Here is a 22,803-nt window from a genome sequence, read left to right as displayed (position 1 = left end):
GATACTCCTTTAACTATGCGGCCAGATCGGAAGGTAAACATGGAAAATAGCAAGAAAACTCAAGGTCATCCCTACCATCATCAAAAAACTGTATACAACCAAATCTTTACGGTACTTTTTGTTCCTCATCAATCCGGGCACATCTCGAGAAGCAAGAAGTCCAAAAAGAACTACAATCAGGATGACTTTCATTATTTTTCGGACTCCTTCACTTTCAAAATCAAAGGTTTATTCGTTAAACCTGTACGGTTTACTGTCATATTAGCAATGATATTGACTTTCAGCTTTGGAAATTCTTCTTCCCAATGTTCTTTATACTTATTCTTCCACTCTTTTGGATATCTCCGTTCCACTTCAATGCCAAATCCGAAAATATCTGATTCGAATTTTTTTTGCGCCATATCGAGTACGATTTGGATTCTTTGTTTGAGATCCTCTTCCAATTCATTTTCCACAAACTGAATCACTTTAGGATCACTGACATCCAATTTCGAGTTATTCTCATAAAGTTCGTTCTCAGCTCTCACTTTCACTTCCATGTTTAATTCTCCATTCCTAAGAATCGGAGTGATTTGAGTCTTTGCCTTCAATATTAAAACACTTATTTTTCCATTTCCCTTTTCCTTCGGAATGTTTACGGTGACAACGCCCGTTTTCATTTCCTTGCGAAGCCAAAGAACTCCTCTCGTCTCTAAATCATTCATCCAACCGACTAATCTATCCTTCTTGAATATCGCTGATCCTTTGACCGACAGGTTGGTTTCCAAATTTGACGGAGATGGCGCCTTGGAATCCTCTTCATTTGCTAAGTTCGAAGAAGCGAGTTCCATTTCAGCAGCAACCGGTTCCACACCTTCTGTCACCAGCATATGGACAAAATCCTTCAAATTTATCCTTACACCAATGTGCTGTTTCACTTGTTCTCTCATGATTTCAGCCGGTATTTTTTCGAGTTTGGGGATAAACTTGAGAATATTTAAAGATTCCCCTTTTGTGAATATGATGTAACTGCGCATACGCGCTTCCCGTTGTCTTATAAAAAAATCGAGTATCGGTGAAACACCGCCTCGAGCCATTTGATCGCCAATAATAATAATACCGCTGTGGGAAAAGAAAATTCGGCGCGGCAGTTTCTCCTGGAGTCTCCGATAGGCATCCAGAATCGTTTCTCCCTTTTCTGAAACAATCCATACAGCTTTAGTTCCTATATCTTTTTCCCCGCCAAAGCCTCCTTGACCCGCAGCACCTAACATTCTCGGAATAGCCACTTGCAGCGCTAAACGGATTTTGCCATCCTCCATCTTATCGATTCCTGCCGCGGTTACAAATGCAAGGTCATTGACCTCAATCCGGCTCCAGCAGCCCGAGAGAATCGGCATCGTCAAAAGGATCAATCCCAATAAAATTCGTGTTTTCATCCAACATTACCCTTCCGTAGAAAATCCTACTCCTTGCGGTTCGGCTGACCGGGACGCATGGACCTTTTCATTCGCTGCGGGTTTCTTTTTGCGCCTTCTTCCGGTCGATTCGTCATACTCCACCAAGGCGCCCGTACAAGCACATCTTTAAAGTCACCAAAATGTAAAGGGGCCAAAGGTGACAAATAGGGCATGCCGAATGAGCGAAGGCGGCACATATGGCTCATGATAAACAATATGCCTAATAGTATGCCATATAATCCCAGTGATCCCGCTAAAAACATCATGGGAAAACGCAGCAATCTGATCGCGACCGCCTGGCTGAAGCTGGGAATGATAAAAGAAGCGATACCGGTGATGGATACGACAATAACCATGGGTGCGGAAACAATGCCCGCCTGAACAGCGGCCTGACCAATTACCAAAGCTCCGACTATACTCACCGACTGTCCTACCGGCCTAGGCAAACGCACACCAGCTTCCCGCAATCCTTCAAAGGCTACTTCCATTAGCAAGGCTTCGACAATAGCTGGAAAGGGGACCGTTTCACGGGAGGAAGCCACACTGTATAACAGGGTTGACGGAACCAATTCCTGATGAAATGTTAATAAAGCAATATAGAGAGATGGCAAAAACAGGGCAATTACCAAAAACAAAAAGCGTATCCAACGGATCGCCGTCGAAATCATAAAGCGCCCATAATAATCTTCACTTGCCTGCAGCATTTCATAAAAGGTAACCGGAACATACAGGGCAAAAGGCGTATTATCGATGATAATCGCTACTTTCCCTTCCAATAAATTGCCAACGACTTTATCCGGTCTTTCCGTGCTCTGCACCTGGGGGAAAATGGAACGCGGAGTGTCTTCAATTAATTCCTCGATATATCCGCTTTCGAGAATCGCATCGATATCAATCCTGCCGATTCTTTCACGAACCTCCGCCACCAGAGCTTCATCAGCAATATGATCCAAGTAAGTAATGACGACCTCAGTTCTTGATAACCGTCCTACTTTCATCGCTTCCATTTTGAGCTGGGGGGTTTTCAATCTCCTGCGAATGAGACTGGTATTGGTCCGCAGGTTTTCCGTAAATCCGTCCCTAGGACCACGGATCACAGCTTCCGTTGCTGGTTCTTCAACCGCACGGGACTCCCATTCTCTTGCACTGACGAATAAAGCTCGTTCTGCGCCATCAAGAATCAATGCGGTATCCCCGGAAAGCACATGATCTATCACATCTTGAAAATTAGCCCCACTGCTTACCTGCGCAGCAGAAATCACTTGATTCCGAAGTAAATTTTCCATTTCCTCATAACGAAATATCGGTTGTGTTAAATTATTTTTCCCGTATTCCAACAGAGGTTTTATGACATCGTCGTCAATCAATTTCATATTGACAAGGCCGTCTAAAAAAAGAAGCGTCCCTTTTTGCGTCGCACCTACTTGAAACTCCCTAAACACAATGTCAGAAGAACGATCAAAGATCGTTTTCAATTGTCCAACATTCTGTAAAAGATCCGTGCTAAGCAGATTACTTTCCAATGGTTCCGCGAGGATTGTGGATGATTGTTCGAGAAAGTTCGCGGGCTTTCGTTTAGAAGCCACTAAACTTTTTAACCAACCTAAGGACCCTTTTCCCATTGCTAAATCTCCCTCACTATTAAGCCTTTATTTTTTCACCACCATTACGAAAAGATACCCTATCAAAATAACAATCATAATGACCATGTAGAAAGCTCCCATTGCGGCCAACAGCATTTCCAAAATAGTGTAACTATACAAATGGAGATGAACTAATAATTTCGACGTAATTTCCTGTAAGTAGAAATACATACACCATCCAATAAAAGTGATGAGCACGGCGGGAAAAAATAAATTACGAATATTCTTCATCATTTCTCCTCTAACAAGCGAGTTGTTCTATTTGCAATTTCCAACTATTATCTTTCGACAAATTAAGGTAAATAATACCTAATTCCTAAACTTTCGTTTAAAAAGAAAGCGAACGCTAATAATGATATCTAATTCAAACAAAATAGGATGACTTGGTAAAAGGTGAGGGCGATATGAATCAAGAGAAAATAGGTATCAAACAACTCTTTCTTATGATGTTAGCTTTTGAAATAGGAAGTGCTGTCATTTTTGCGTTAGGAGCGGAAGCTAAACAAGATGCTTGGCTCGCCGTATTAATAGGCATGGTGTTGGGGCTTATTTTAATGTCCGTCTATACCAAATTATCTGGGTATTATCCAAATGAGTCCTTGATCCAAATCATTCAAAAAATTTCTGGTAAGTACATTGGATATCCGCTCAGTATCACTTATATTATTTATTTCACATCTCAAGCTGCAAGGATCAGTCGAGATTTCTCAGATCTTATGATATCTACAATTTTAGTTGGAACCCCAGAAATTTTTATTCTTGCCAGTTTTGTAGCCGTAATTATTTATACGCTCCGCGGTGGTTTCGAAGTGTTTGGACGGATGGCAGAAATGGTGGTTCCCGGTGTTCTGATCATATCCCTTAGCACATGGATCATCGTTTATGCTTCAGGAGTAGTTGACCTGAAACAGCTTACACCTGTACTCGGTACAGGAATAAAAAACGTATGGAAGGAATCATTCCCAGCCCTTACCAGTCTTCCTTTTGGGGAATTAGTTGTATTCACGATGATTTGGCCGACGTTAAAAGATCATGCAAAGCTTAAAAAGGTGGGGATGGTTGCAGTTTTGACAGCAGGCGTTTTATTATCCCTTAATATAGTAGGTATGATCTCCGTTCTTGGACCTCAGTTGTACAGTATGTTAAATTATCCTCTTTTATCAACGATACGAATGGCCTCGGTGGCTGATTTTCTCGAGCGGATCGATGCCGTAGTTATTCTGCTAATGGTAGCAGGGGGATTTTTCAAAGTTGGTGTTTTCATCTATGGTGCCGCAGTTGGAACAGCTCATTTATTTCATTTGAAAAGTTACCGCTACGTTCTTATTCCGATTGCAGCGATTATTGCCCCTCTTGGTCATATCATGACCAAAACATATGCCGATCACCTAGCTATAGGTTTTAAATTTAACATGACCTATGTTCATATTCCCTTACAATTTGTAATACCCAGTTTGTTACTGGGAGCAGCTTACTTTCACCAAAAGTCAATATCGCACAAAGATCCTAATTTACGACAAAGCCAATAACGATTTACAAAAATTATTAAAAATAAGGCTGAACACGAATAAGTGTCCAGCCTTTTAGTACAAAACTCAATTTAAGCTTTTAGAATTCTCACTTCATGAGTGACTCCATTTCTACACACGCCATCACGAATGCGCCAACGCCATGCAGGTCGTTCTCACTAGTCGGACGAGTCACATAGTTCTCATAATCGCCAGCTGATGTCCCGATACAGATGAGTGGTAATATCACCCGCTCCTGCTCGTCGAACTGTAAGGTTCGGATAAGTCCTTCATATCCCTTCACTGCTGCGTTCACACACTCTTGGCCGACAACCCCGTGCTTAATTGCTTTGGCAATCGTGTATACGAACAGATTCGTACAGGATGTCTCCAACCAGTTATCGGGCTGATCACCCTTGTCAACGATTTGATACCACAATCCGCTCTCCGCATCCTGATAACGAATCAACGCATGAACGAAATCACGCAGCGAGTTAACTAGATCTTCGCGCCCTGGTTCGTCCGCTGGGAGCTCATCAAGGAATTGTGTAACCGCTAGGCCATACCAGCCGAGTGATCGGCCCCAAAATTCCGGTGAACAGCCGGTTTCCGCATTCGCCCATGGCATCTTACGACTTTCGTCCCAGGCATGGTACAGCAGCCCTGTTTCTTCGTCTTTCATATATTTGCGCATCAGCTTCTCTTGATGCAGCACCGTGGAGCGCAATGCGATATCTCCGTAAGCATTCGCATATTTCAATGAGAAGACACCTGCCATATACAAACCGTCCAACCACATGTTGTAGGCATATTTATCTTTATGCCAGTAACCGCCCTCCGAGGTGAGATTCAGCGTGTTCAGCAAGTTTCTCAGCTTATCCGCAGCAATCCGGTATTTGCTGTGTCCTGTCTGCTTTTCCAATCGGAACAACAAAAGTCCCGCTTGAACCGCATCCAACTCATCCCGTGCGAAATATAGATTGCCGTTTTCGTCAATCAAACCATCGACATACGCCTGAATGTAGGCGTCATAGCGATTATCTTGTTCAACCTCCCACAACATTTCCATGCCGCATAAGAAAACACCTTGGTGGTAATGCCACCGCTCAGCAGGCGGGAGCTCCATAGGGGTGTAAGTACTCATAATTGAATCGCAGGCAGCTCGTGCCCATTCGATCGGTGATTTAATTGAATTTCGAGTCATTTTAATTTCCCTCTCTATTCCTATACTGATTTTTGTATTAATGGAAATTCTTCCTTATCCCTTAATGGAACCGATCATAGCCCCTTTAGCAAAGTGCTTTTGCAAGAACGGATACACACACAAGATCGGTAGAGTTGCAACGACGATAACAGCCATCTTAATCGATTGTGCAGGAGGCGGTGTGACACTATCCAAATCCGCACTGACATCCATCCCGCTGGCGAGCACGACAATTTGTCTGAGGAGGACCTGAATCGGCCACTTTGCACTCTCATTCAAGTAAAGAATCGCGCTAAGATACGTGTTCCAATACGTGACGGCGTAGAATAAGGAGATCGTTGCGATTGCTGGCATTGATAAGGGCAGCACAATGCGAAACAAAATACCAAAGTCACTGCATCCATCGATCTTGGCAGACTCTTCGAGTCCCTCTGGGATGTTTTGAAAGAAATTTTTCAAAATGATTAAATTAAATGCACTAATGGCAGTTGGAAGAATCAACGAAGCATATGTGTCGATCATGCCCAATTCCTTCACAACGAGGAACGTCGGAACCAAACCACCGTGAAACAGCATTGTAAATACAACCAGAAACATAATGACTTTTCTGCCATCCACATCTTTACGGGACAAACCGTACGCCATCAAAGCGGTGATAAACATACTGATGATCGTTCCCATAAGTGTGGTGCCAATCGATACGCCCATTGCTTTGAAAATCGTGTTTGTCGAGAAAATAAATCGATAGGCTTCTATGCTCCAGTCCGTCGGAATGATGACAAATTTCTTGGCTGCCATTTCCGCACTTGTCGTAAACGAACCTGCCACGACGTGGACAAAAGGGATCAGTGTAATTAAGCCAATAATCGTTAATAACAAATAATTGATAATGCCAAACATTCTGCCGCCTAACGTTTTATCTTCAACCATGGTATCTCCCTCCTGTTCTTACCTTAATAAACGCCTTCCTCGCCCATCTTCTTCGCGATTCGATTAACAATCATAACCAAAGCAAGTCCGATAAACGATTTAAACAATCCGATCGCAGCACTGTAACTGAACTGGCCTTGTTTTAACCCTGCCGTATATACATAAGTATCAATGATCTCAGCAACATTTCGGTTCATTGAGTTAAGCAGCAAGTAGACATGTTCAAAACCGAGTTCGAGAACATCGCCAATTTTCAATATTAACAAGACTATGATCACACTGCGTATAGCAGGCAATGTTATATGCCACATTTGTCGAATTCGTCCTGCACCATCCATACGCGCAGCTTCATAGAGCCCAGGATCAATGGAAGCAATCGCCGCCAGATAAATAATCGTACCCCAGCCTGCTTCTCTCCAGATCACTTGAAGAATATAAGTGGGTCTAAACCACTCCGGAGCCAACAAGAAATTAATCTTTTCGAATCCAAAATACTCAATAATATCATTAATAATACCGCCGTCCATGGTCAGCATAACGAAGCTGATCGAGACGATAATCACCCAGGACATAAAATGTGGCAAATAGACAATCGTTTGAAACGTTTTTTTGAAAAGATCCCCTTTGACCTCATTCAGCATAAGCGCTAAAAGAATCGGAACTGGGAAATAAAACAAGAGATTCATGCCGAATAAAATTAACGTATTGCTTAAAATATTCAAGAAATCAGGCTCTGTAAATAATCGCTGAAAATGTTCGAAACCTACCCATTCACTCCCGCTAATCCCTTTAAACGGTTTATAATTCTGAAACGAAATGATAAGCCCGTACATAGGGATATATTTAAAAACGAGAAAATATAAGACTCCGGGCAGCAGCATGACATAGATCCATTTATTTTTCCATATACGTCTACCCATCTCACTGCTTTGTTTCCTAGCCACCACACGTTGTGCTGCATTCACTTCCTGCATACGACTTCTTCCTTTCTGGGTGATTCATTCATAAAGAAAAGACTGCTACTGATGACACAGCAGCCTTTCCCGCTTTTCAACCTGCATGTTCACTGCTATCACATTATTTTTTATAAACAGCGTTGTATTCCTCAATAATTTTGCTGCCTCCACGACTCTTCCAATCTTCAATAGCCTTATCAAAACCAGCCTTATCGATCGTGCCGTAGATATATTTATTCGTTGCATCTTTGATCACTTCTTGCAGTTGAGGGCCTTTCTCCTGGTTCGTTTTCGAATCCAGAGCAGCTACCGGATCCTGCACAGCAAACTTCAGATTGGCAATCTTAAGTTCGTCTGCCTTACCTTGAGCTGGAATCGTAGGAATACCCAAGTATCTGCCGGAAGTATCTTCATCACCAATAGCCGCGTCCGTGAAAGGCTTAACTTCACGTGTCCACTTTTCTTCATCCAGCTTCTTCGCTTTGTTGTCGATTACGTTGTAGTTAGCATCTTTAATGCCCCAGTTTGCAACGTTGGCAACTTCGGGCGTCATCATTTTGTCAAAGTATGCAAGGATCTTCTTTAACTCAGCTTCTGTTTTCGTAGCGGATTTCGGGAACAGAACGACGTTCGCATATCCGGGAAGTGCCCATGCTGCGAATTTACCGCCTGGCCCAGCGACCATACTATGCACATCTACCACTGCTGTAGGCACGTTTTTAATTAAATCCTTGTTTAGAGACGAAACATCCGTCATCGCTCCGATGTACATACCAGCTGTACCATTGGTGAACAGCTTTTGCTGATCCGTTTTACTTGTAGCCGCGAAGTCTTTGTTGATAAGTCCACCATCACGCAGCTTCTTGTAGTAATCCATTGTCGCTACATATTCGGGGAACATGAACTCAGGCTGCAGCTTGCCATCTTTAAGACCCCAATTGTTCGGTACGCCGAACCAAGTGGCAACGGTTTTGAATGATCCGTAAATGAGATCATTACGATCCGTTAAGCCGATAGTATCCTTTTTGCCGTTTCCGTCAGGATCATTTTCAGTGAACGCCTTCATCATGGCATACAAATCCTCGGTTGTTGCAGGTGGCTTCAGTCCCAGCTTATCCGCCCAATCTTTCCGGTAGATGAGACCTTGACGAGCAATGTCTACACCGCGATATAGCGTGTAAAGCTTGCCATCCACTTTCGTATTATCATTGGTCGTGGATTTCAATTTACTCAGGTTCGGGAAGTCCTTCAGCAGAGGACCAATTTCCCAGAATTGTCCGTCACGAATAGCCGATTTCATCTGAATAAATGTCGCCTGGTTTTTCAGGTAAGTGACTTGCGGCAGTGCGCCTGTAGCAAACGTTGTATTCAGCTTCTCCTCATACGTATCCGCCGGGAAAAATTGATACGTTAACTTTGTGTTCGTTAACTTTTCGAGTTCTTTAATGATCGTATCTGGCGGCGTTTGCGCTGTGTTCAGCGGTGCCATAATCGTGATCGCCGTCGGTTTGTTGTCTGCCGTTGCTTTAGGCGACTCCACCACACCAGTCGTAGCTGCGGGAGTTGACTTCCCCCCGTCTGCGCAAGCTGCCAGCGCAAAGCTGGAAACGAGCAGAACGCTAAGTGGAATCGAGACTAATTTTCTCTTCATATTGGTTAGACCTCCGCGAAATTGTTGTGTGCTACAAATTCCACACTACACGGCCGCAGGGAGGTGCCGAAATAATCATTTACTCATTTAGACCTTATTTGGCATGGGATGTGAGATGATGATTATCGGTCGGGGAGATGATTATGCATTCTTCCTGCTACTTTAGCGATTTTTTTCATCGTTACACTGACTCATACGCGCTCATAAGCTACTTTAACGATGAAAAACATCGCCTCCGCCTAGCCCGGGCCTCCCCCCATAGCTGCACTGCTCCTCCAGCAGCTCACCAAAAGCAAAAAACCGCCGCGCACAAGCGCCAGCGGTTTTCCCATCTTCCCCATCTACTCCAACCTCAACCTCGCTTACCATAAGCCTCGTTGTACTCTCTTATCATCTGACCGCCGCCATTTCGCTTCCAGCGCTCAATTTCTTGCTGGAATGCGGCTTTGTCCAGTTTCCCCAAGATGTAATTGTACGTAGCGTCAGATACAATTTTGTACAATTCGACGCCTCGCTCGTCGTAGGTCTTCGACTCCAGACCAACGGTCGGGTCTTTGACGACGTTTTTCTCGTTGTCCAAGCTCAGCCGGTCCGCGAGCTGTGACAGAGACTCGCTCTCCGAAACGCGCATGACCTTCGGATTGTTCAGATCGGCAATCATGAGTGCATATAGCGCATTCACCTCATTCACACGGAGTTTCGAGGTCTCTTCCGAGAGTTGAACTTGATCCCCTTTGGCTTTGTAATGACGCCCCTCCAGCCCGTACTTCATCAAGTTGGCGACATCTTTATCCATCGAACGATCGAAAAATTGCAGCACCTGCTTCAATTCCGCTTCGGTACGAATCGCTTTTTTCGAGAACAGGTAAAGCGCACTATAATTGGGAATCGACCAAATTTTAAAACCCATTGGGCCTTCGATATGGTTCACGAGCGTGAGTTTCACCTTCGGATTCATGCGCTGAGCTTCATCTGAAAGACGCTGCACGTCCTGCATGCTGCCAATATAGACGCCCGCAATGCCGCGAATGAGTTTATCGCGCTGAACTTCCTTACTGGTAACTGCGAAATCGGCATTAATCAGCTTCTCATCATACAGTTTCTTCATATAGTTCATCGTGTCCACGTAGGCCTGGGTTTCGAACTCAGGTACTAGCTTCCCAGCGCCATCAGTACCCCAGTTATTCGGAGTACCGAAATAAGAGCTGATCGTTTTGAACGCGCCAAACACCAAATCATTCCGGTCCGTCAGACCGATGGTATCTACCTTGCCATTCAGATCAGGATCGCCGAACGTGAAAGCTTTTAATACCTGATACAGCTCATCCAGATTCGTCGGCTTAGCCAGCTTCAGATTGTTCAGCCAATCCTCACGAATAATAATGCCCTGACGAGAGGAGGGCCGCTCGGTGTACAAGCCATAGATTTTGCCATCGACAGCTGCCTGTCCCAAAATTTCCTTGTTCAGCTGTTTCAGATTCGGATACGCCGCCAAGTAAGGTCCAATATCCCAGAACGCGCCGGAACGGATCGAATTTTTCATCAGCATATAGTCCGTATATTTTACATAGGTTGCTTTTTTCAAAGAGTTTGTGGTGAGCGCGGTGTTCATTTTATCGGTATATATGCCGTCCGGAACCCAGTTCAATTCCAGCTTCGTTTGTGTGCGACTCTCAATTTCCTGAACGAGTTCAGGGATGGGCGGATGCGGAAAATGAAGCGGTGCCATGATTGATATAACGGGGCGGTTGCCGTTTACATCATCTGTCTTTTTCGAGCTATTCTTCTGACAAGCACTGATCAAAGCAACCATCAACAGCCCTATCAAAAAGAGACCAAAAAGTTTGAAACCCTTGCCATATAAACTTGTTCTCATGAGAGCTTCCCCCTTATAGCAGCAGTGTTTTGTAGTCAGAATCAGAGAAAATGATTATCCGTCACCCAGATGATTATTGCTCTTAACGCCCGTCTTGACTACAATACATAGATAGTCTGAATGATCATCCTCAAGATAGATAGGTGTTGGACGCGATGCGCTCTTTAAGTTTCCTTAGCAAAATGACCATATTTGGGTTCCTGCTCAGCACGCTGCCCGTTATCTTCATCGGTGCTTTCGCCTTCGTCACCTCGTCGAGCGAAATTCAAAAGAATGTCAACGAAGGTAAAATGCAGCTGATCACCCAAATCAACTCCAATGTAGAGCAGAAATTAACGACTGTCAACCATACACTTAATCAGGTCATCAACTCTACCGTGCTCAAAAAGGCGATGGATATGCCCCTAACTGTAAACGATTTCATGATGTATGATGATCTGCGCAGCGAAATTCGATATATGCAATCTTTTGATACCAAGCTGGAAGATGTCATCTTGATCAATGCCAGGGAAAACTGGATGATCAAGAATTCGGGCTTGTACCGTTATGACAGCTACCCTTATCACGATAAGCTTATGACCTTGATGAACACGCAGGAGAACAGTGTATGGACACTTAATCCATCCAAGTGGTTTTTCACGGAAGAAAATGCGCGAAGCGTTACCTGTGAGTACAGTATTTCTCTAGTTAAAAAGCTGCCCACCACCGGCCTGGAGAAATATGGCTTGGCTCTGGCTAACATTCCTGCCTGCAGCCTGCAGGATCTGATTAAAAATGATACCGAGCATCTGGATGACATCCTGATTATGGATGAACAAAATCGGATTCTCATGCATCCGGATGCAAGCCTCATCGGTAAATCCATTACGGAAGCTGGGCTTACAGATTTGAAGCAGTTAGAGGCGCCAATGGGCCAGTTCTCAGCGGATATTAACGAGAAGCCTTATTCCGTCAGCTTCCTGCGTTCAAATCTCAACAACTGGACCTATTTATCCTTAACCTCCATCGACAGTTTGACAAAGGAATCAAGTAAAATCGGAACCTATACGATCTATGTATGCGTCCTGATGCTGCTACTCTCCATGGTCTTGGCTTGGATTGGCTCGCGCAAAATGTATTCGCCGATCCAGCTCCTTTTGAACCAAATCGGAGGGCTTGTGACCGTGAATCAGAAGCGGAAGGCCAACGAGTTCCAAATGATCAGCGAGCATGTCCATACCTTGTTCCAATCGAAGTCCCAACTGGAAAGAGAAGTCCACCAGCATATCGGCCAGGTACGGACATTTTTCTTAATCAAGGCTTTTCAAGGGCATATCAAACAGAGCGAGCTGCTGGAGAAGTTGGCACAGTTCGGCTATAACAAGCACATTGAAGAGTGGAAAACGATGTCTGTGATCACGATGCAGATCGATTCAATCGACAATACGCGTTACGAAAAACGGGATATGGAGCTGCTGCTCTTCGCTGTGCACAATATGATCGAGGAACTGATTCCTTCGCACCAGCGTCTCGCTCCCATCATTATTGACCAGACCGTGGTCACCTTGATTGGAAGTGCCGATAGCGAAGAAGCTGCCTTTCGCGATACGGTATATGCACTAACCGAGCAGATGCAGCAGCATATCTATAGCTTCCTGAATCTCCACGTTAGCATTGGGATGAGCCTCCCGATTCAAGCTTTCTCGCAGATGTCGATTGCCTATCGGGAAGGTCTGGAGGCTTTGAAGCATCGCATTAAGCTGGGTGAGGGCATCATCATTCAATATGAAAATATTAACTCAGGGAAGCATTACTTGAATTTAAACTATCCGAAGCCGATCGAAAATGAATTGATTGATGCGATCAAGCTTGCCGAGAAGGATAAGTCCAAAGAGCTGCTGAAGCAGCTCCTGCAAGCGGTATTCGCGGCTCCACTAACACCGCAAGAATATCAAATTCCATTGGCACGGCTGCTCAACAACCTGCTTATGGTGATGCAGGAATCCGGAATCAGCTTGAATCAGATTCATCCGAACAAAGGGTCCCTCTTCGAGGAGCTCCTGAATTTGCATATGACAGCCGAAATCGAGGACTGGTTCTGGACAGAGGTCATTCACCCGCTGATTCGCATTTATCGCGACCGGCAGGATGCCCAGTACCACAACATTTCCGAGAAGATTATTGATCTCGTGCAGCACTATTACGACACCGACCTGACGCTTGAGGAGTGCGCTTCCCGGCTGCATTATAACGCGAATTATTTGAGCAGTATTTTCCGCAAAGAAACGAACTGTTCCTTCAGCGACTACTTGTCGACCTACCGGTTCAATATGGCTAAGAAATGGCTGTCCGAAACCGATATGCCGATCAAGGATATCTCTTCCAAGCTGCGCTATAACAATTCGCAAAACTTCATTCGTTCGTTCCGCAAGCAAGAAGGATTAACCCCCGGCCAATATCGGGACAAAAAGAAAGAAGGCTCGGCACCTAGTGGGTAGGTTCCTTGCCTTCTTTGCTTGTCCTAATCCTAGCTACCAAATGCTAGGTTGTCGGTTTGACCGCTGCTTTGAGTGCAGCACGATTATCCCATAGAAACGATACAACGCTGTTACGTTCTTCAAAGAACGATTCTTTCTCATCTTCATAGTCTTGGCCAAGTCCATGAACGCTGAAACGATCATCCGAGTAGTTCATCAAAGTCCATTGCCCTCCGCGTTTGTTGTCAGCAAACACTAGGTATAGTTTCTCTCCTGAAGCGTCCCATTTGGCAAACGATGAAAAATTGTCCAAAATCTCACCAATGTCGTTTTTCTTTTTGATTTGCATGATCGTATCCTCTCTTTCATTTTTTTTAGGCAAGTTTACTCAAAAGCACTGTTTCCGTTTCCGTTTCTGTCTCCTGAAGCTTGGTTTTCCACTCCATTTTATGTTGTGAAACGGTTAAAAATATGTGCTTATAGCCTTCTGATATCGTCAAAACTGGTTTACCGTATACAAGTGACTGAGACATATGGTAGGTTACTTGTTCGACATCTTTCATAGTGTCACTCTGTTTCCGTAGGATAATAAGCAGCTGCATACACCCAAATACCCTAAATTGGTTACAGCACTCTGTATGATCCACATCATACCAATCCATTTTTTCAATTTCTCGAACCGTAAAAACGTTGGATTCCCCTAATTCATTTTCTAGCGTAATTTCACTAAGCTGGATGTTGGTTTTGTCTAATTCGTATGCCACCTGTTCTAAGGCTTGCTTTTTCGTTTGAGCTTGAATGAGGTATGAAATGTTAGCACGGAAGGTTGCCTCTGCGATATAGTCTTCTTGTTCCATTTCCCCTTTGATATCTCCTTTAAAATCATGATGTGTTGTGTCTATGGACAAGAAAATACTATAAGAAAATGGATAAAAAGGTTGTCATTCCATAGGGGTGGATTTTAGGAACCTTTGTCGAATGGAAAATGGGCTCCATTTGGTCCGCTTTTTTGTTGCAAAATAAGAAGACTGTCGTCTATTTGACAATAGCGACAGCCTCCTCCGTTCATCCTATAACTACAAGCTATTCGTTCCACATCTTAATACGCTCTTTGAGGAGAGCATCAAATTGCGTTTCCAATTTCTTCACCCCTGCTTGCTCCAGTTCTTTTTGGAACGATTCCCATAACTCGTCGAACTTTTTCGGACTCGCCATAATGAGTTCCGGAATTCGCTTTCTAGACAGCTCCAAAGCTTTTTGGAAGATAATTGCACCATCAGTGTCTTGAGGAATATTGATTTGCCAAGCAGCCCCCCAAGGTTTACTTGGGAATTCAGAAGCTTTAGGGTAAAGATCCTGCCACATCTTCGCATTGTACTTGGCAAGGACCTCTTTCTCTACCGTTGTATAACCGTCAATAATTTGCTGCTCACTTTTAATCGTATACGTTTGGCCAGAAGGATCCTTCACACCATCCCCGTGCTGCGAGAATGGATATCCATATACGCCAATTCCCGTTTTCTTCCCATATTGAGGGTCCTTCACACGTTGATCCATTTCTTCCTTCGGAATGACTCGTTTGCCATTCTCGATTTTGTAGTTAACTCCTTCAATTCCCCAGTTGTTTAAAATTTGAGCTTCATCAGAAGCTAACCAATCCAAGAATTTGATAATACGCACCGGATCTTTAGCAGATTTGGAAATGGCAACACCCCAACCCGCTGAGTAACCTGCACTTTGGAAGTTTTTGTTCTTAAAGCTTTCATTTAATGTAATGGGATACATGCCATACGTAAGTTCACTTTTTCCTGCTTGCTTCAAAGATTGTTCTGCCTCTGAATACTGCCATTTGGAATCGATTATAGCGAGCACACGACCGGAAGCAATTTTCGCTTTATATTGATCGTATTTCTGAACAAAGCTTTCTGGATCCAAAAGACCAATATCATTCATGTGATTGAGCCATTTGAAGTATTCTTTTTCTTCAGGGCGCGTTAAATGGAGCACCGGTTTTTGTGTTTTCTCATCGATGTACCATTCCCCGTCGTCAGAACCTCCGGTTGCGAATACGGCTGGATTCGTAACCGATTGGGCTATCCGCCAATCATCAGCGAGTAACGATAGTCCTAACGTCGGTTTCCCATCAATTGTAGGGTGTTTTTCTTTAAAGGCTTTAATGGCATTCTCATAATCGTTCAGCGTTTTTAGTTTAGGATAACCAAGTTCTTTGACAACCTGATGCTGCAGTTGAAAACCATCTTTAGGCTCCCATTGCTGTTCGTTGACACCGAATGTACCTAGATAGTAAATGGCTTTATCATCCTTACTCCACTTCAATCGCTTCAAGTAATCGCCATACAGTTTTTTGAGATTGGGGCCATATTTATCAATCAGCGGAGCAAGATCAACGAACCCGCCAGCATCTGCGATAATATTTGAATCATTTTTCGCAAAAATCAGATCAGGATATTCCCCGCTTGCCGACATTAGGGCTACCTTTTGTTTCGGATCCCCAACCGGATAATCGATTTTGAGGGTAACGCCGGTTAATTCTGTAATCCTTTTGCCGACCGGGCTTTGCATGTTCTCATAGTTCGTGTTTTGATCTGCACTAAACATGGTTATTGTGATTGGAGACTTGTCATCTTTGGCGGCCGAATTCGCCACTGTCTCTGTGTCTTTTGAATTTTCACTCATCATACTACAGCCTGTCAAAGTCAATGCAGCAACCAAAGTTAACGCCATCATTTTTCTGCTCTTCTTCATTATTAGCCCTCCTTATTTGGTACCTATGTAGTAACAGATCGATGACCTGTTCATACCGAATGGAATAAATCTTATATGACACCTAGCTCACGCCTTAACGGCCCCCAAAGTTAACCCTTTGACAAAGTATTTTTGGAGAAACGGATAGACAATCAAAATTGGCAGCGTAGCGACTATTGTAATAGAAGCCCGTATAGATTCCGGTGATACCTGAGCGGAGATCCCTGGATTTGAGCTTCGTGCAAGATCAGCGTTGTTGGAACCTGCTGTCGTGTTCGCCAATATTTTCATTAATTCATATTGCAATGTAGATAAGTGCTCGGAGTTACTATTGTACAAGAATGTATCGAACCATGAATTCCACTGTCCAACAGCGATAAATAAAGCTATGGTCGCGAGTACAGGTTTGCAAAGCGGTAATATGATTTTGAAAAAGATCGTCATGTCGTTCGCACCTTCTAGCTTTGCCGATTCCTGTAAACTGATCGGCAGCCCGTCCATGAAAGAACGGATGATGAATATATTCCATGCACTGACAAGTCCCGGTAAGATATAAACCCAGAACGAATTCATTAAATGCAGATCTCTCATTAACATGTAAACAGGAATTATGCCCCCAGAGAAATACAAGGTAAGTACAAAGATCAAGGACATTTGCTTTCTGGCAATAAAATCTTTACGACTTAAAACGTAAGCAACCATCGCTGAGCTAAATACACCAAGTACGGTTCCTATAACTGTGCGAAGCACGGAATTCTGGAAAGCAACAATCAGATTGTTGTACATAAATATCTGCTTGTAGTTTTCCCATGTGAATACGCGAGGCCAAAGATAAATGCCACCTCGAACACTATCCATCGCTTCATTGAAAGAGATCGCAAGAATGTTCCAAAAGGGATAGATCGTTACGATACCGACCATAACCATAGATACATACAAGCATAGTTCGAAAGTGACATCCCCTAATTTATTTCCTGTTCCAACCTTCAAAGCTATCGCCTCCTATATAACGCTTTCTTTTGTCCAACGCTTGAATAACCAATTAGACGTCAGAAGCAGTGTAATCGCGACGATAGTATTGACAATCCCCACGGCTGTACCGAATGAAAAGCGCGCAAGCTTTATTCCGTAGTTCAGTACATAAAGATCAAGAACTTCTGCGTAATCTTGTACAATAGCGTTACCGAGCAAATATTGCTTCTCAAAACCGATGCTGGTTAACCACCCGATAGAGAGTACCATCATGACCATAATGGTAGGACGAATCCCAGGGAGCGTAATGTGCCACATACGTCGAAATCTCCCAGCTCCGTCTACCTTGGCGGCTTCATATTGCTCCGGATCAATGCCTGCTATTGCAGCTAAATATATAATTGAATTCCACCCCATCTCTTTCCAGAGATCAGACAACGTGACTATGCCCCAGAACATATGTCCTTGCGCCATAAACTGAATCGGTTTATCGATAATATGAAGACCAACCAAAATTTCGTTAACGATACCGCCGTCTGTTGATAACATCTTCGTTACGATGCCAGCCACAACGACCCATGATACAAAATGCGGTAAATAGGAGATCGTTTGCATCGTTCGCTTAAACGCCATTAGACGAATTTCATTAAGTAAAATAGCGAACACAATGGGAACCGTATATCCTACGACCAAACTCATAGAACTCATAGCAAGCGTATTCCGCAGGACCAGGTAGAAGTGCGGCTCTTGAAAAAGCTGCACAAAGTTATCGAATCCAACCCAGGTTTGCTCGCTGAACGATTTACCAGGTTTGTACTTCTGAAAGGCCATCGTCCATCCCCAAATAGGAACGTAATTGAAAATGAAAAGCCAAATGACAAACGGCAGCGACATGAGAAATAGATACCGCTGTTCAATGATGGTGTTCCACTTTGATTTCTTCCTTCCAATTGAAGCAGCGATATGAGGTTGACTCCTGGTTTCCATCTAAATGCGCTCCTTTAGTCATATATTCGTACTTACATCTACAAATATAACGGGAATAAAGCGCTTGCAACACCCGAAAAACTAGATATGAATCATTTGATAATTAGATATTGAATGGAAATTCAACGCGTTATCTTCACACAGGTTCACGTTTTTGTTTTCCATTTTTCCCGGTACATCGTCGGTGATTCTCCAATCGCTTTCTTAAATTTCAAGTGAAAGTAATCGACATTCGCATAGCCTACCATTTCAGCTACTTCATACACTCTATAGTCATCAATTAGTAGCTGCTTGGCTTTATCCATTCGAATCCGATCCAAGTAGGTATTGAACGATTCACCTGTCTGACTTTTAAACAATTTGCCTAAATAAGAGCTGTTGTAATGAAATAATTTCGCCAACATTTCTAAGTTGATCTCCGAGCAATATTGCGTAGAGATATAATCGAGAATACTATTGAAGTTGTTATTTCTTTTTTCTTTAGCCCAATGCTCGCAAATGCCAAGCAGCTCCTTTTCGACTAAGGCTCGTAAATCTTGCATAGTTCTCTGATTATCAATAGCCTTAACGATCTCATTTAACGTAGGCAAATGGGCTTTCATCCGTTCCTCTATGTCGGTTAGGAGCTTTATCAATTCTACGTACATGGAGATATAGCTGGCTTTGATTTGTTTTTCATACCATCCAAGCTGCAGCATTGCGGATTCAGCATCCGTCAATATATCCAATAGCAGGTCTTGATTACCCGCAACAATCGCTTTTGAGGTATGATCGGCAAAACTCCCAATTGAAAAAGCTGAGAGATCGATGGTTATAACAGGAACCTGAACAGGAAGAGGGGTAAGAATGCTGCCCTTTCTCTCAGAAAGGAATTTCTTCTTCATCCATTCGTAGGCATATTGATATGACTTACCTATCTGGTTAAAGTGGTTCACGTTTGGCCCAATGGCAACAACTAGCTCCAAGTCCATTGCCTCTTGAGCCTCAGATAAATAAAGATCAAGCTCCAAATAAGGATCTATTTCCTCGCACAATATCCCCATGTACTTTCCAATGGGAAAAACGACACCTCTATGGTGTTTGATCATATGTCTGTTTAAATGCTCAGATAGGTATGTCATACCCTCAGGCTCCCATTGTTGGAGCTCCGATTCGATCAAAATCATTTGGTAGGTGTTCCACGGAAGCCCGAGATGCGACGATAAAAGAGTGTGTTCTTCATCATTTCCATCAGAAACGCTCTCCCGGAACAGCAAGTGTTGAAGCTTATGTTGAATAATAAGTTGTGTAGAAGATTGCAGCTGCTCCTGTTCTCTGGTCCGCTTTTTCCATATCTCACATAAATCATTTATGCGAGTAAGCAGCTCTGTCTCCTCAATCGGTTTCAGTAAATAACAACGGACACCATATTCAGTAGCTTTTTGTGCGTAGGAAAATTCGGAGTAACCACTTAAAATGATGAAATCACTCTGTAGTCCATGCAGCCTGGCCTCTTCGATAAGCCGTAATCCGTCCATACCGGGCATTCTAATATCAACGATCACCACATCAGGATTGATATCCTTACACAGCTGAAGTCCCTCCAAGCCGTTATCCGCTTCACCGCAAATCTCAATATCGAAGGACTTCCAGTCAATAATTTTCCTCAATCCTTGACGAATCATGGGTTCATCATCAATTATGATTAGTTTATACATCTTCTTTCCCTCCAATAGGTATGATGATACTGATCCTCGTTCCTAATTTGGGGTGGCTGCTTAGATCTAATCCATATTCAGCCCCATAGTAGTGTTTGATCCTCTGATGAACGTTGCGCAAACCAATCCGCTGACCTTGTTCATCCTCTGGATTATGGAGGGTAGCCATAATCTCCTTGCATTTATCCGCCTCTATGCCAATCCCGTTATCGCTTACACTAAGTTTAATCGTAGAACCCTCATATTGGATTTGGACGCTTACTGTCCCTTTTCCGATCTTATTTTCGATACCATGAATAATGGCATTCTCTACAATAGGCTGTAAAAGCATGGGAAGTATCATAATTCCCCCAGCTTCCGTCTGATTAGGCAATTCATAATTGAGCTTATCGCCAAATCGGAATTTCTGAATTTCTAAATAGATGTGTATCATTTCAATCTCGGATAACAGTGAAACGGCTTCATGCCCAATTTCCAGATTATGACGAAGAAGCTTTCCAAGCGCCTTAACAGAGTAGGCAATTTCCTCTTCCTCCTGACAAACGGCTTTCATTCGAATCGTCTCTAGTACATTAAACAGAAAATGTGGATTCACTTGGTTAACAAGCATTTTAAATTTAATCTCCCTTTGCTTGAGCTCAAGCGCATGCTGCTCTCGCTGAGCTTCCTCGACCCGTTTCATGAGATCATCAATGCTGGTTACCATATGATTAAAATGATGCGAGAGCTGTCCGATCTCATCCTTGCCTTGAACAACCGAGCTATGTGTTAAATCCCCCCTGGCTACCATTCGAATATCTCGGATCAAAACACCAATCCGCTTCGTCATAGCACTTGAAAAAAAGAGAATAAAAAATATGGATAACAGCAGACTGCTAAATATGATCCAATACGCGATGTAACTAATGTGTTGAGACTCCTTTAATATGGTTTCTAATGGAATCACACTAATAATACGAAGGCTATTATTACTATTTTCTGGGAATATTGATTGATTAATGATTTTCACTTGTTTACCTTGGTAGTTCGAATCCTCAACTTTAATCGCTTGGCTGCCAAAAGAATCGACTAGCTGGAGCTGCTTAAGCGAGCTGCCGACAAGGGTTTGGTCTTTCGCGGCAAGAACCTCATCTTGATCAGAAAGAATCATGGTCTCGAAAGGTTCTTGATTAATAGTCGCGTGCAAGTTCTGCGGGTTGATAGTAATTACCAACATACCGCAGAGGGTCATATTGCTATAATAAATAGGCCTTACAAGACTTACATAATTTAGCCCTTGCTTCGTTTGATCAGGTATATAGTACCAACCAATTTTGCCGCGGTTTTCAATGGCATCCATATACCAAGGTTCTTTAAGCATGCTCGTACTCAAGTGAAAAATAGACCAATTTTCAAGCAAGGTTGCATTCATTGTGTAGAATCGGATTCCGGAAATCTCTTTGTATAAAAGCATGTAGTCGGTTAGATCGGTATACTCGGAATACGCACGAAATACTTCAAGGTTCGATTCATATTCTTTACTTACTAAAGCTTTTAATTGTTTATCGAAGTAGACTTTATTAGAAATGTCCGTCAGTATTTTGAGTGTCTCCTCCACTTGTTTTTTTATTTTCTCAACATTGTTGATAGACTGCTGCACGGCATGTTCGATTGCCATGTCCTTCAAAGATTCCGTCAACAGAAGCCCTACCGTTAAGACAGGAACAAAGACGACTAATAAATAAGATAGGATCAGCTTCTTCTTTATTTGAATATTGTTTGTGATTAGCGCGATATTTCCCATGCTGCCCTCCTATGCTATAAAAAAGAAAGAGGGCCAGCCTACTCAAGGCGAGCCCCTCTTATTTAACCATTACCTTCTATGTTACAAAATCAAATCCCAGCTGCCGCATACACTTTATCAAAGCCGGCTTTGGAACGTTGAACTAAGCTCTCGGGGGACTCTGTCGGCGGCGTTGCCGTCAATATTTCCTGAGAGATAGCCCCCTTATAACCAATACGCTGCAGCCCTTGCAGGAAGCCTGCCAAGTCGATTACGCCTTCACCTGGATACAAGCGTCCGTTATCCAGTACTTGATCCACGGGAACGTCAGGTGCGTCGTTGATGTGGACATGCACAATCTGCTCGGCACGAAGCTTCTCAATATCGGTCACCGTTAGCCCGTTCGTGTACCAATGATACGCGTCGAACAATAAGCCTACATTGCTCTCGCCAATGGCGTCGATCCAATCCAGCGTCTCATCCAGCGTCCAGATGAACGGATGCTTCCAGCGGGTACGCAGATGATGCGGACCAACGAATTCTAGTCCAAGACGGATGCCGTAGGCGCCTAGGATTTGAGCACAAGTACGCAGTCTGCGTGTAGCTAACGCCATGAAATGCGCAGCGCCCAAATCTGTTGAAGGTAACACGTACGTGCAGCAGCTCGTACATCCAAGTGCTGCAGCAGCGGCTGCTGCTTGTGTCAACTTCGGCAAGCCTGCAAGGAAAGTCTCTTCCGTTCCTCGCCATTCAACCGGCAGACCGATGGAACCAATGACAAGGCCATGTTTATGAAGCAGCTCACGTGCCCCATCTACACTGTAGCTCTCTACTAAACCAAGAGCGTCGATATCGACGGCCTCGAAGCCATATTTTGCCGCTAACTCTATAAATTGTTCATTACTTTCAAGCTTGCCGAGTCCAGCCCCCGTTAATCCTCTAAGCATGTTTATCCC

Annotated in this window: 20 protein-coding genes; 2 read left to right on the top strand and 18 right to left on the bottom strand. The window is 43.5% G+C overall.

Features of this window, described 5'->3' with window-relative positions:
* Window positions 1–9 precede the first annotated feature (9 nt).
* From QFZ80_RS36555 to QFZ80_RS36540, 4 genes are read right to left on the bottom strand one after another with little or no spacing between them, the layout of a single operon-like run.
* Window positions 10–192, bottom strand: a complete 183-nt coding sequence (locus QFZ80_RS36555) for a hypothetical protein (RefSeq protein ID WP_307563494.1) — start codon at window positions 190–192, stop codon at window positions 10–12.
* The gene (locus QFZ80_RS36550; RefSeq protein WP_307563493.1) at window positions 192–1,418 is read right to left on the bottom strand and encodes a Ger(x)C family spore germination protein; all 1,227 of its coding nucleotides are present in this window, start codon (window positions 1,416–1,418) and stop codon (window positions 192–194) included. The genes QFZ80_RS36555 and QFZ80_RS36550 overlap by 1 nt, the downstream gene beginning before the upstream one ends.
* 26 nt (window positions 1,419–1,444) lie before the next feature.
* Window positions 1,445–3,061 carry a spore germination protein gene (locus QFZ80_RS36545; RefSeq protein ID WP_307563491.1) on the bottom strand — a complete coding sequence of 539 codons (1,617 nt, stop codon included), beginning with the start codon at window positions 3,059–3,061 and terminating at the stop codon, window positions 1,445–1,447.
* A 27-nt stretch (window positions 3,062–3,088) separates the two neighbouring features.
* Window positions 3,089–3,316: a hypothetical protein gene (locus QFZ80_RS36540; RefSeq protein WP_307563489.1), complete on the bottom strand. Its 228-nt coding sequence runs from the start codon at window positions 3,314–3,316 to the stop codon at window positions 3,089–3,091.
* A 170-nt stretch (window positions 3,317–3,486) separates the two neighbouring features.
* On the opposite strand from QFZ80_RS36540, the gene QFZ80_RS36535 reads away from it, so the two are divergent.
* The gene (locus QFZ80_RS36535) at window positions 3,487–4,611 is read left to right on the top strand and encodes a GerAB/ArcD/ProY family transporter (RefSeq protein ID WP_307550317.1); all 1,125 of its coding nucleotides are present in this window, start codon (window positions 3,487–3,489) and stop codon (window positions 4,609–4,611) included.
* Window positions 4,612–4,699: 88 nt separating this feature from the next.
* On the opposite strand, the gene QFZ80_RS36530 is transcribed toward QFZ80_RS36535, so the two are convergent.
* From QFZ80_RS36530 to QFZ80_RS36505, 6 genes are all read right to left on the bottom strand, one after another.
* The gene (locus QFZ80_RS36530; protein WP_307563487.1) at window positions 4,700–5,794 is read right to left on the bottom strand and encodes a glycoside hydrolase family 88/105 protein; all 1,095 of its coding nucleotides are present in this window, start codon (window positions 5,792–5,794) and stop codon (window positions 4,700–4,702) included.
* A gap of 54 nt (window positions 5,795–5,848) precedes the next feature.
* Window positions 5,849–6,724, bottom strand: a complete 876-nt coding sequence (locus tag QFZ80_RS36525; RefSeq protein ID WP_307550321.1) for a carbohydrate ABC transporter permease — start codon at window positions 6,722–6,724, stop codon at window positions 5,849–5,851.
* Window positions 6,725–6,747: 23 nt separating this feature from the next.
* Complete coding sequence (locus QFZ80_RS36520; RefSeq protein WP_307550323.1) at window positions 6,748–7,698, bottom strand: ABC transporter permease; 951 nt, start codon at window positions 7,696–7,698, stop codon at window positions 6,748–6,750.
* 103 nt (window positions 7,699–7,801) lie between these two features.
* Window positions 7,802–9,331: an extracellular solute-binding protein gene (locus QFZ80_RS36515; RefSeq protein ID WP_307563484.1), complete on the bottom strand. Its 1,530-nt coding sequence runs from the start codon at window positions 9,329–9,331 to the stop codon at window positions 7,802–7,804.
* A 213-nt stretch (window positions 9,332–9,544) separates the two neighbouring features.
* Window positions 9,545–9,700 (bottom strand): hypothetical protein, encoded by a 156-nt coding sequence (locus QFZ80_RS36510; protein WP_307550325.1) that lies wholly within the window; start codon window positions 9,698–9,700, stop codon window positions 9,545–9,547.
* Window positions 9,684–11,207: an extracellular solute-binding protein gene (locus tag QFZ80_RS36505; protein ID WP_307563482.1), complete on the bottom strand. Its 1,524-nt coding sequence runs from the start codon at window positions 11,205–11,207 to the stop codon at window positions 9,684–9,686. The genes QFZ80_RS36510 and QFZ80_RS36505 overlap by 17 nt, the downstream gene beginning before the upstream one ends.
* A 155-nt stretch (window positions 11,208–11,362) precedes the next feature.
* Between QFZ80_RS36505 and QFZ80_RS36500 the strand changes: the two genes are divergently transcribed.
* Complete coding sequence (locus tag QFZ80_RS36500; protein WP_307550328.1) at window positions 11,363–13,684, top strand: AraC family transcriptional regulator; 2,322 nt, start codon at window positions 11,363–11,365, stop codon at window positions 13,682–13,684.
* Between the two features lie 43 nt (window positions 13,685–13,727).
* Here the strand turns inward: QFZ80_RS36500 and QFZ80_RS36495 are convergent, their stop codons facing one another.
* The 8 genes from QFZ80_RS36495 to QFZ80_RS36460 form a co-directional block, all read right to left on the bottom strand.
* The gene (locus QFZ80_RS36495) at window positions 13,728–14,012 is read right to left on the bottom strand and encodes a hypothetical protein (protein WP_307550329.1); all 285 of its coding nucleotides are present in this window, start codon (window positions 14,010–14,012) and stop codon (window positions 13,728–13,730) included.
* 25 nt (window positions 14,013–14,037) lie between these two features.
* Window positions 14,038–14,520, bottom strand: a complete 483-nt coding sequence (locus QFZ80_RS36490; protein ID WP_307550331.1) for a hypothetical protein — start codon at window positions 14,518–14,520, stop codon at window positions 14,038–14,040.
* Between the two features lie 226 nt (window positions 14,521–14,746).
* The gene (locus QFZ80_RS36485; RefSeq protein WP_307563480.1) at window positions 14,747–16,429 is read right to left on the bottom strand and encodes an ABC transporter substrate-binding protein; all 1,683 of its coding nucleotides are present in this window, start codon (window positions 16,427–16,429) and stop codon (window positions 14,747–14,749) included.
* A gap of 87 nt (window positions 16,430–16,516) precedes the next feature.
* A complete protein-coding gene (locus tag QFZ80_RS36480; protein ID WP_307555812.1) occupies window positions 16,517–17,356 on the bottom strand; it encodes a carbohydrate ABC transporter permease in 840 nt (279 codons plus the stop codon).
* Between the two features lie 75 nt (window positions 17,357–17,431).
* Window positions 17,432–18,388 carry an ABC transporter permease gene (locus tag QFZ80_RS36475; protein WP_307563477.1) on the bottom strand — a complete coding sequence of 319 codons (957 nt, stop codon included), beginning with the start codon at window positions 18,386–18,388 and terminating at the stop codon, window positions 17,432–17,434.
* Between the two features lie 146 nt (window positions 18,389–18,534).
* A complete protein-coding gene (locus QFZ80_RS36470) occupies window positions 18,535–20,085 on the bottom strand; it encodes a response regulator transcription factor (protein ID WP_307563475.1) in 1,551 nt (516 codons plus the stop codon).
* On the bottom strand, window positions 20,078–21,868 hold the full coding sequence (locus QFZ80_RS36465; protein WP_307550337.1) for a sensor histidine kinase: 1,791 nt from the start codon (window positions 21,866–21,868) through the stop codon (window positions 20,078–20,080). Before QFZ80_RS36465 ends, QFZ80_RS36470 begins: the two co-directional genes overlap by 8 nt.
* An 89-nt stretch (window positions 21,869–21,957) precedes the next feature.
* Complete coding sequence (locus QFZ80_RS36460; RefSeq protein ID WP_307550338.1) at window positions 21,958–22,794, bottom strand: sugar phosphate isomerase/epimerase family protein; 837 nt, start codon at window positions 22,792–22,794, stop codon at window positions 21,958–21,960.
* Window positions 22,795–22,803 lie beyond the last annotated feature (9 nt).

This window comes from Paenibacillus sp. V4I7 (assembly GCF_030817275.1).
Classification (GTDB): domain Bacteria; phylum Bacillota; class Bacilli; order Paenibacillales; family NBRC-103111; genus Paenibacillus_E.
Note: the sequence above shows the minus strand (reverse complement) of the source record. Positions and strands in the feature narration are given on the sequence as shown.

Excerpts from the sequence above, each read along its gene's own strand:
- QFZ80_RS36505 (WP_307563482.1), bottom strand. The coding sequence starts at position 11,207 with ATGAGAACAAGTTTATATGGCAAGGGTTTCAAACTTTTTGGTCTCTTT.
- QFZ80_RS36480 (WP_307555812.1), bottom strand. The coding sequence starts at position 17,356 with ATGGTTATGGTCGGTATCGTAACGATCTATCCCTTTTGGAACATTCTT.
- QFZ80_RS36510 (WP_307550325.1), bottom strand. The coding sequence starts at position 9,700 with ATGGTAAGCGAGGTTGAGGTTGGAGTAGATGGGGAAGATGGGAAAACC.
- QFZ80_RS36495 (WP_307550329.1), bottom strand. The coding sequence starts at position 14,012 with ATGCAAATCAAAAAGAAAAACGACATTGGTGAGATTTTGGACAATTTT.
- QFZ80_RS36470 (WP_307563475.1), bottom strand. The coding sequence starts at position 20,085 with ATGTATAAACTAATCATAATTGATGATGAACCCATGATTCGTCAAGGA.
- QFZ80_RS36555 (WP_307563494.1), bottom strand. The coding sequence starts at position 192 with ATGAAAGTCATCCTGATTGTAGTTCTTTTTGGACTTCTTGCTTCTCGA.
- QFZ80_RS36475 (WP_307563477.1), bottom strand. The coding sequence starts at position 18,388 with ATGGAAACCAGGAGTCAACCTCATATCGCTGCTTCAATTGGAAGGAAG.
- QFZ80_RS36525 (WP_307550321.1), bottom strand. The coding sequence starts at position 6,724 with ATGGTTGAAGATAAAACGTTAGGCGGCAGAATGTTTGGCATTATCAAT.
- QFZ80_RS36520 (WP_307550323.1), bottom strand. The coding sequence starts at position 7,698 with ATGCAGGAAGTGAATGCAGCACAACGTGTGGTGGCTAGGAAACAAAGC.
- QFZ80_RS36485 (WP_307563480.1), bottom strand. The coding sequence starts at position 16,429 with ATGAAGAAGAGCAGAAAAATGATGGCGTTAACTTTGGTTGCTGCATTG.
- QFZ80_RS36530 (WP_307563487.1), bottom strand. The coding sequence starts at position 5,794 with ATGACTCGAAATTCAATTAAATCACCGATCGAATGGGCACGAGCTGCC.
- QFZ80_RS36460 (WP_307550338.1), bottom strand. The coding sequence starts at position 22,794 with ATGCTTAGAGGATTAACGGGGGCTGGACTCGGCAAGCTTGAAAGTAAT.
- QFZ80_RS36550 (WP_307563493.1), bottom strand. The coding sequence starts at position 1,418 with ATGAAAACACGAATTTTATTGGGATTGATCCTTTTGACGATGCCGATT.
- QFZ80_RS36490 (WP_307550331.1), bottom strand. The coding sequence starts at position 14,520 with ATGGAACAAGAAGACTATATCGCAGAGGCAACCTTCCGTGCTAACATT.
- QFZ80_RS36545 (WP_307563491.1), bottom strand. The coding sequence starts at position 3,061 with ATGGGAAAAGGGTCCTTAGGTTGGTTAAAAAGTTTAGTGGCTTCTAAA.
- QFZ80_RS36500 (WP_307550328.1), top strand. The coding sequence starts at position 11,363 with ATGCGCTCTTTAAGTTTCCTTAGCAAAATGACCATATTTGGGTTCCTG.
- QFZ80_RS36515 (WP_307563484.1), bottom strand. The coding sequence starts at position 9,331 with ATGAAGAGAAAATTAGTCTCGATTCCACTTAGCGTTCTGCTCGTTTCC.
- QFZ80_RS36540 (WP_307563489.1), bottom strand. The coding sequence starts at position 3,316 with ATGATGAAGAATATTCGTAATTTATTTTTTCCCGCCGTGCTCATCACT.
- QFZ80_RS36465 (WP_307550337.1), bottom strand. The coding sequence starts at position 21,868 with ATGGGAAATATCGCGCTAATCACAAACAATATTCAAATAAAGAAGAAG.
- QFZ80_RS36535 (WP_307550317.1), top strand. The coding sequence starts at position 3,487 with ATGAATCAAGAGAAAATAGGTATCAAACAACTCTTTCTTATGATGTTA.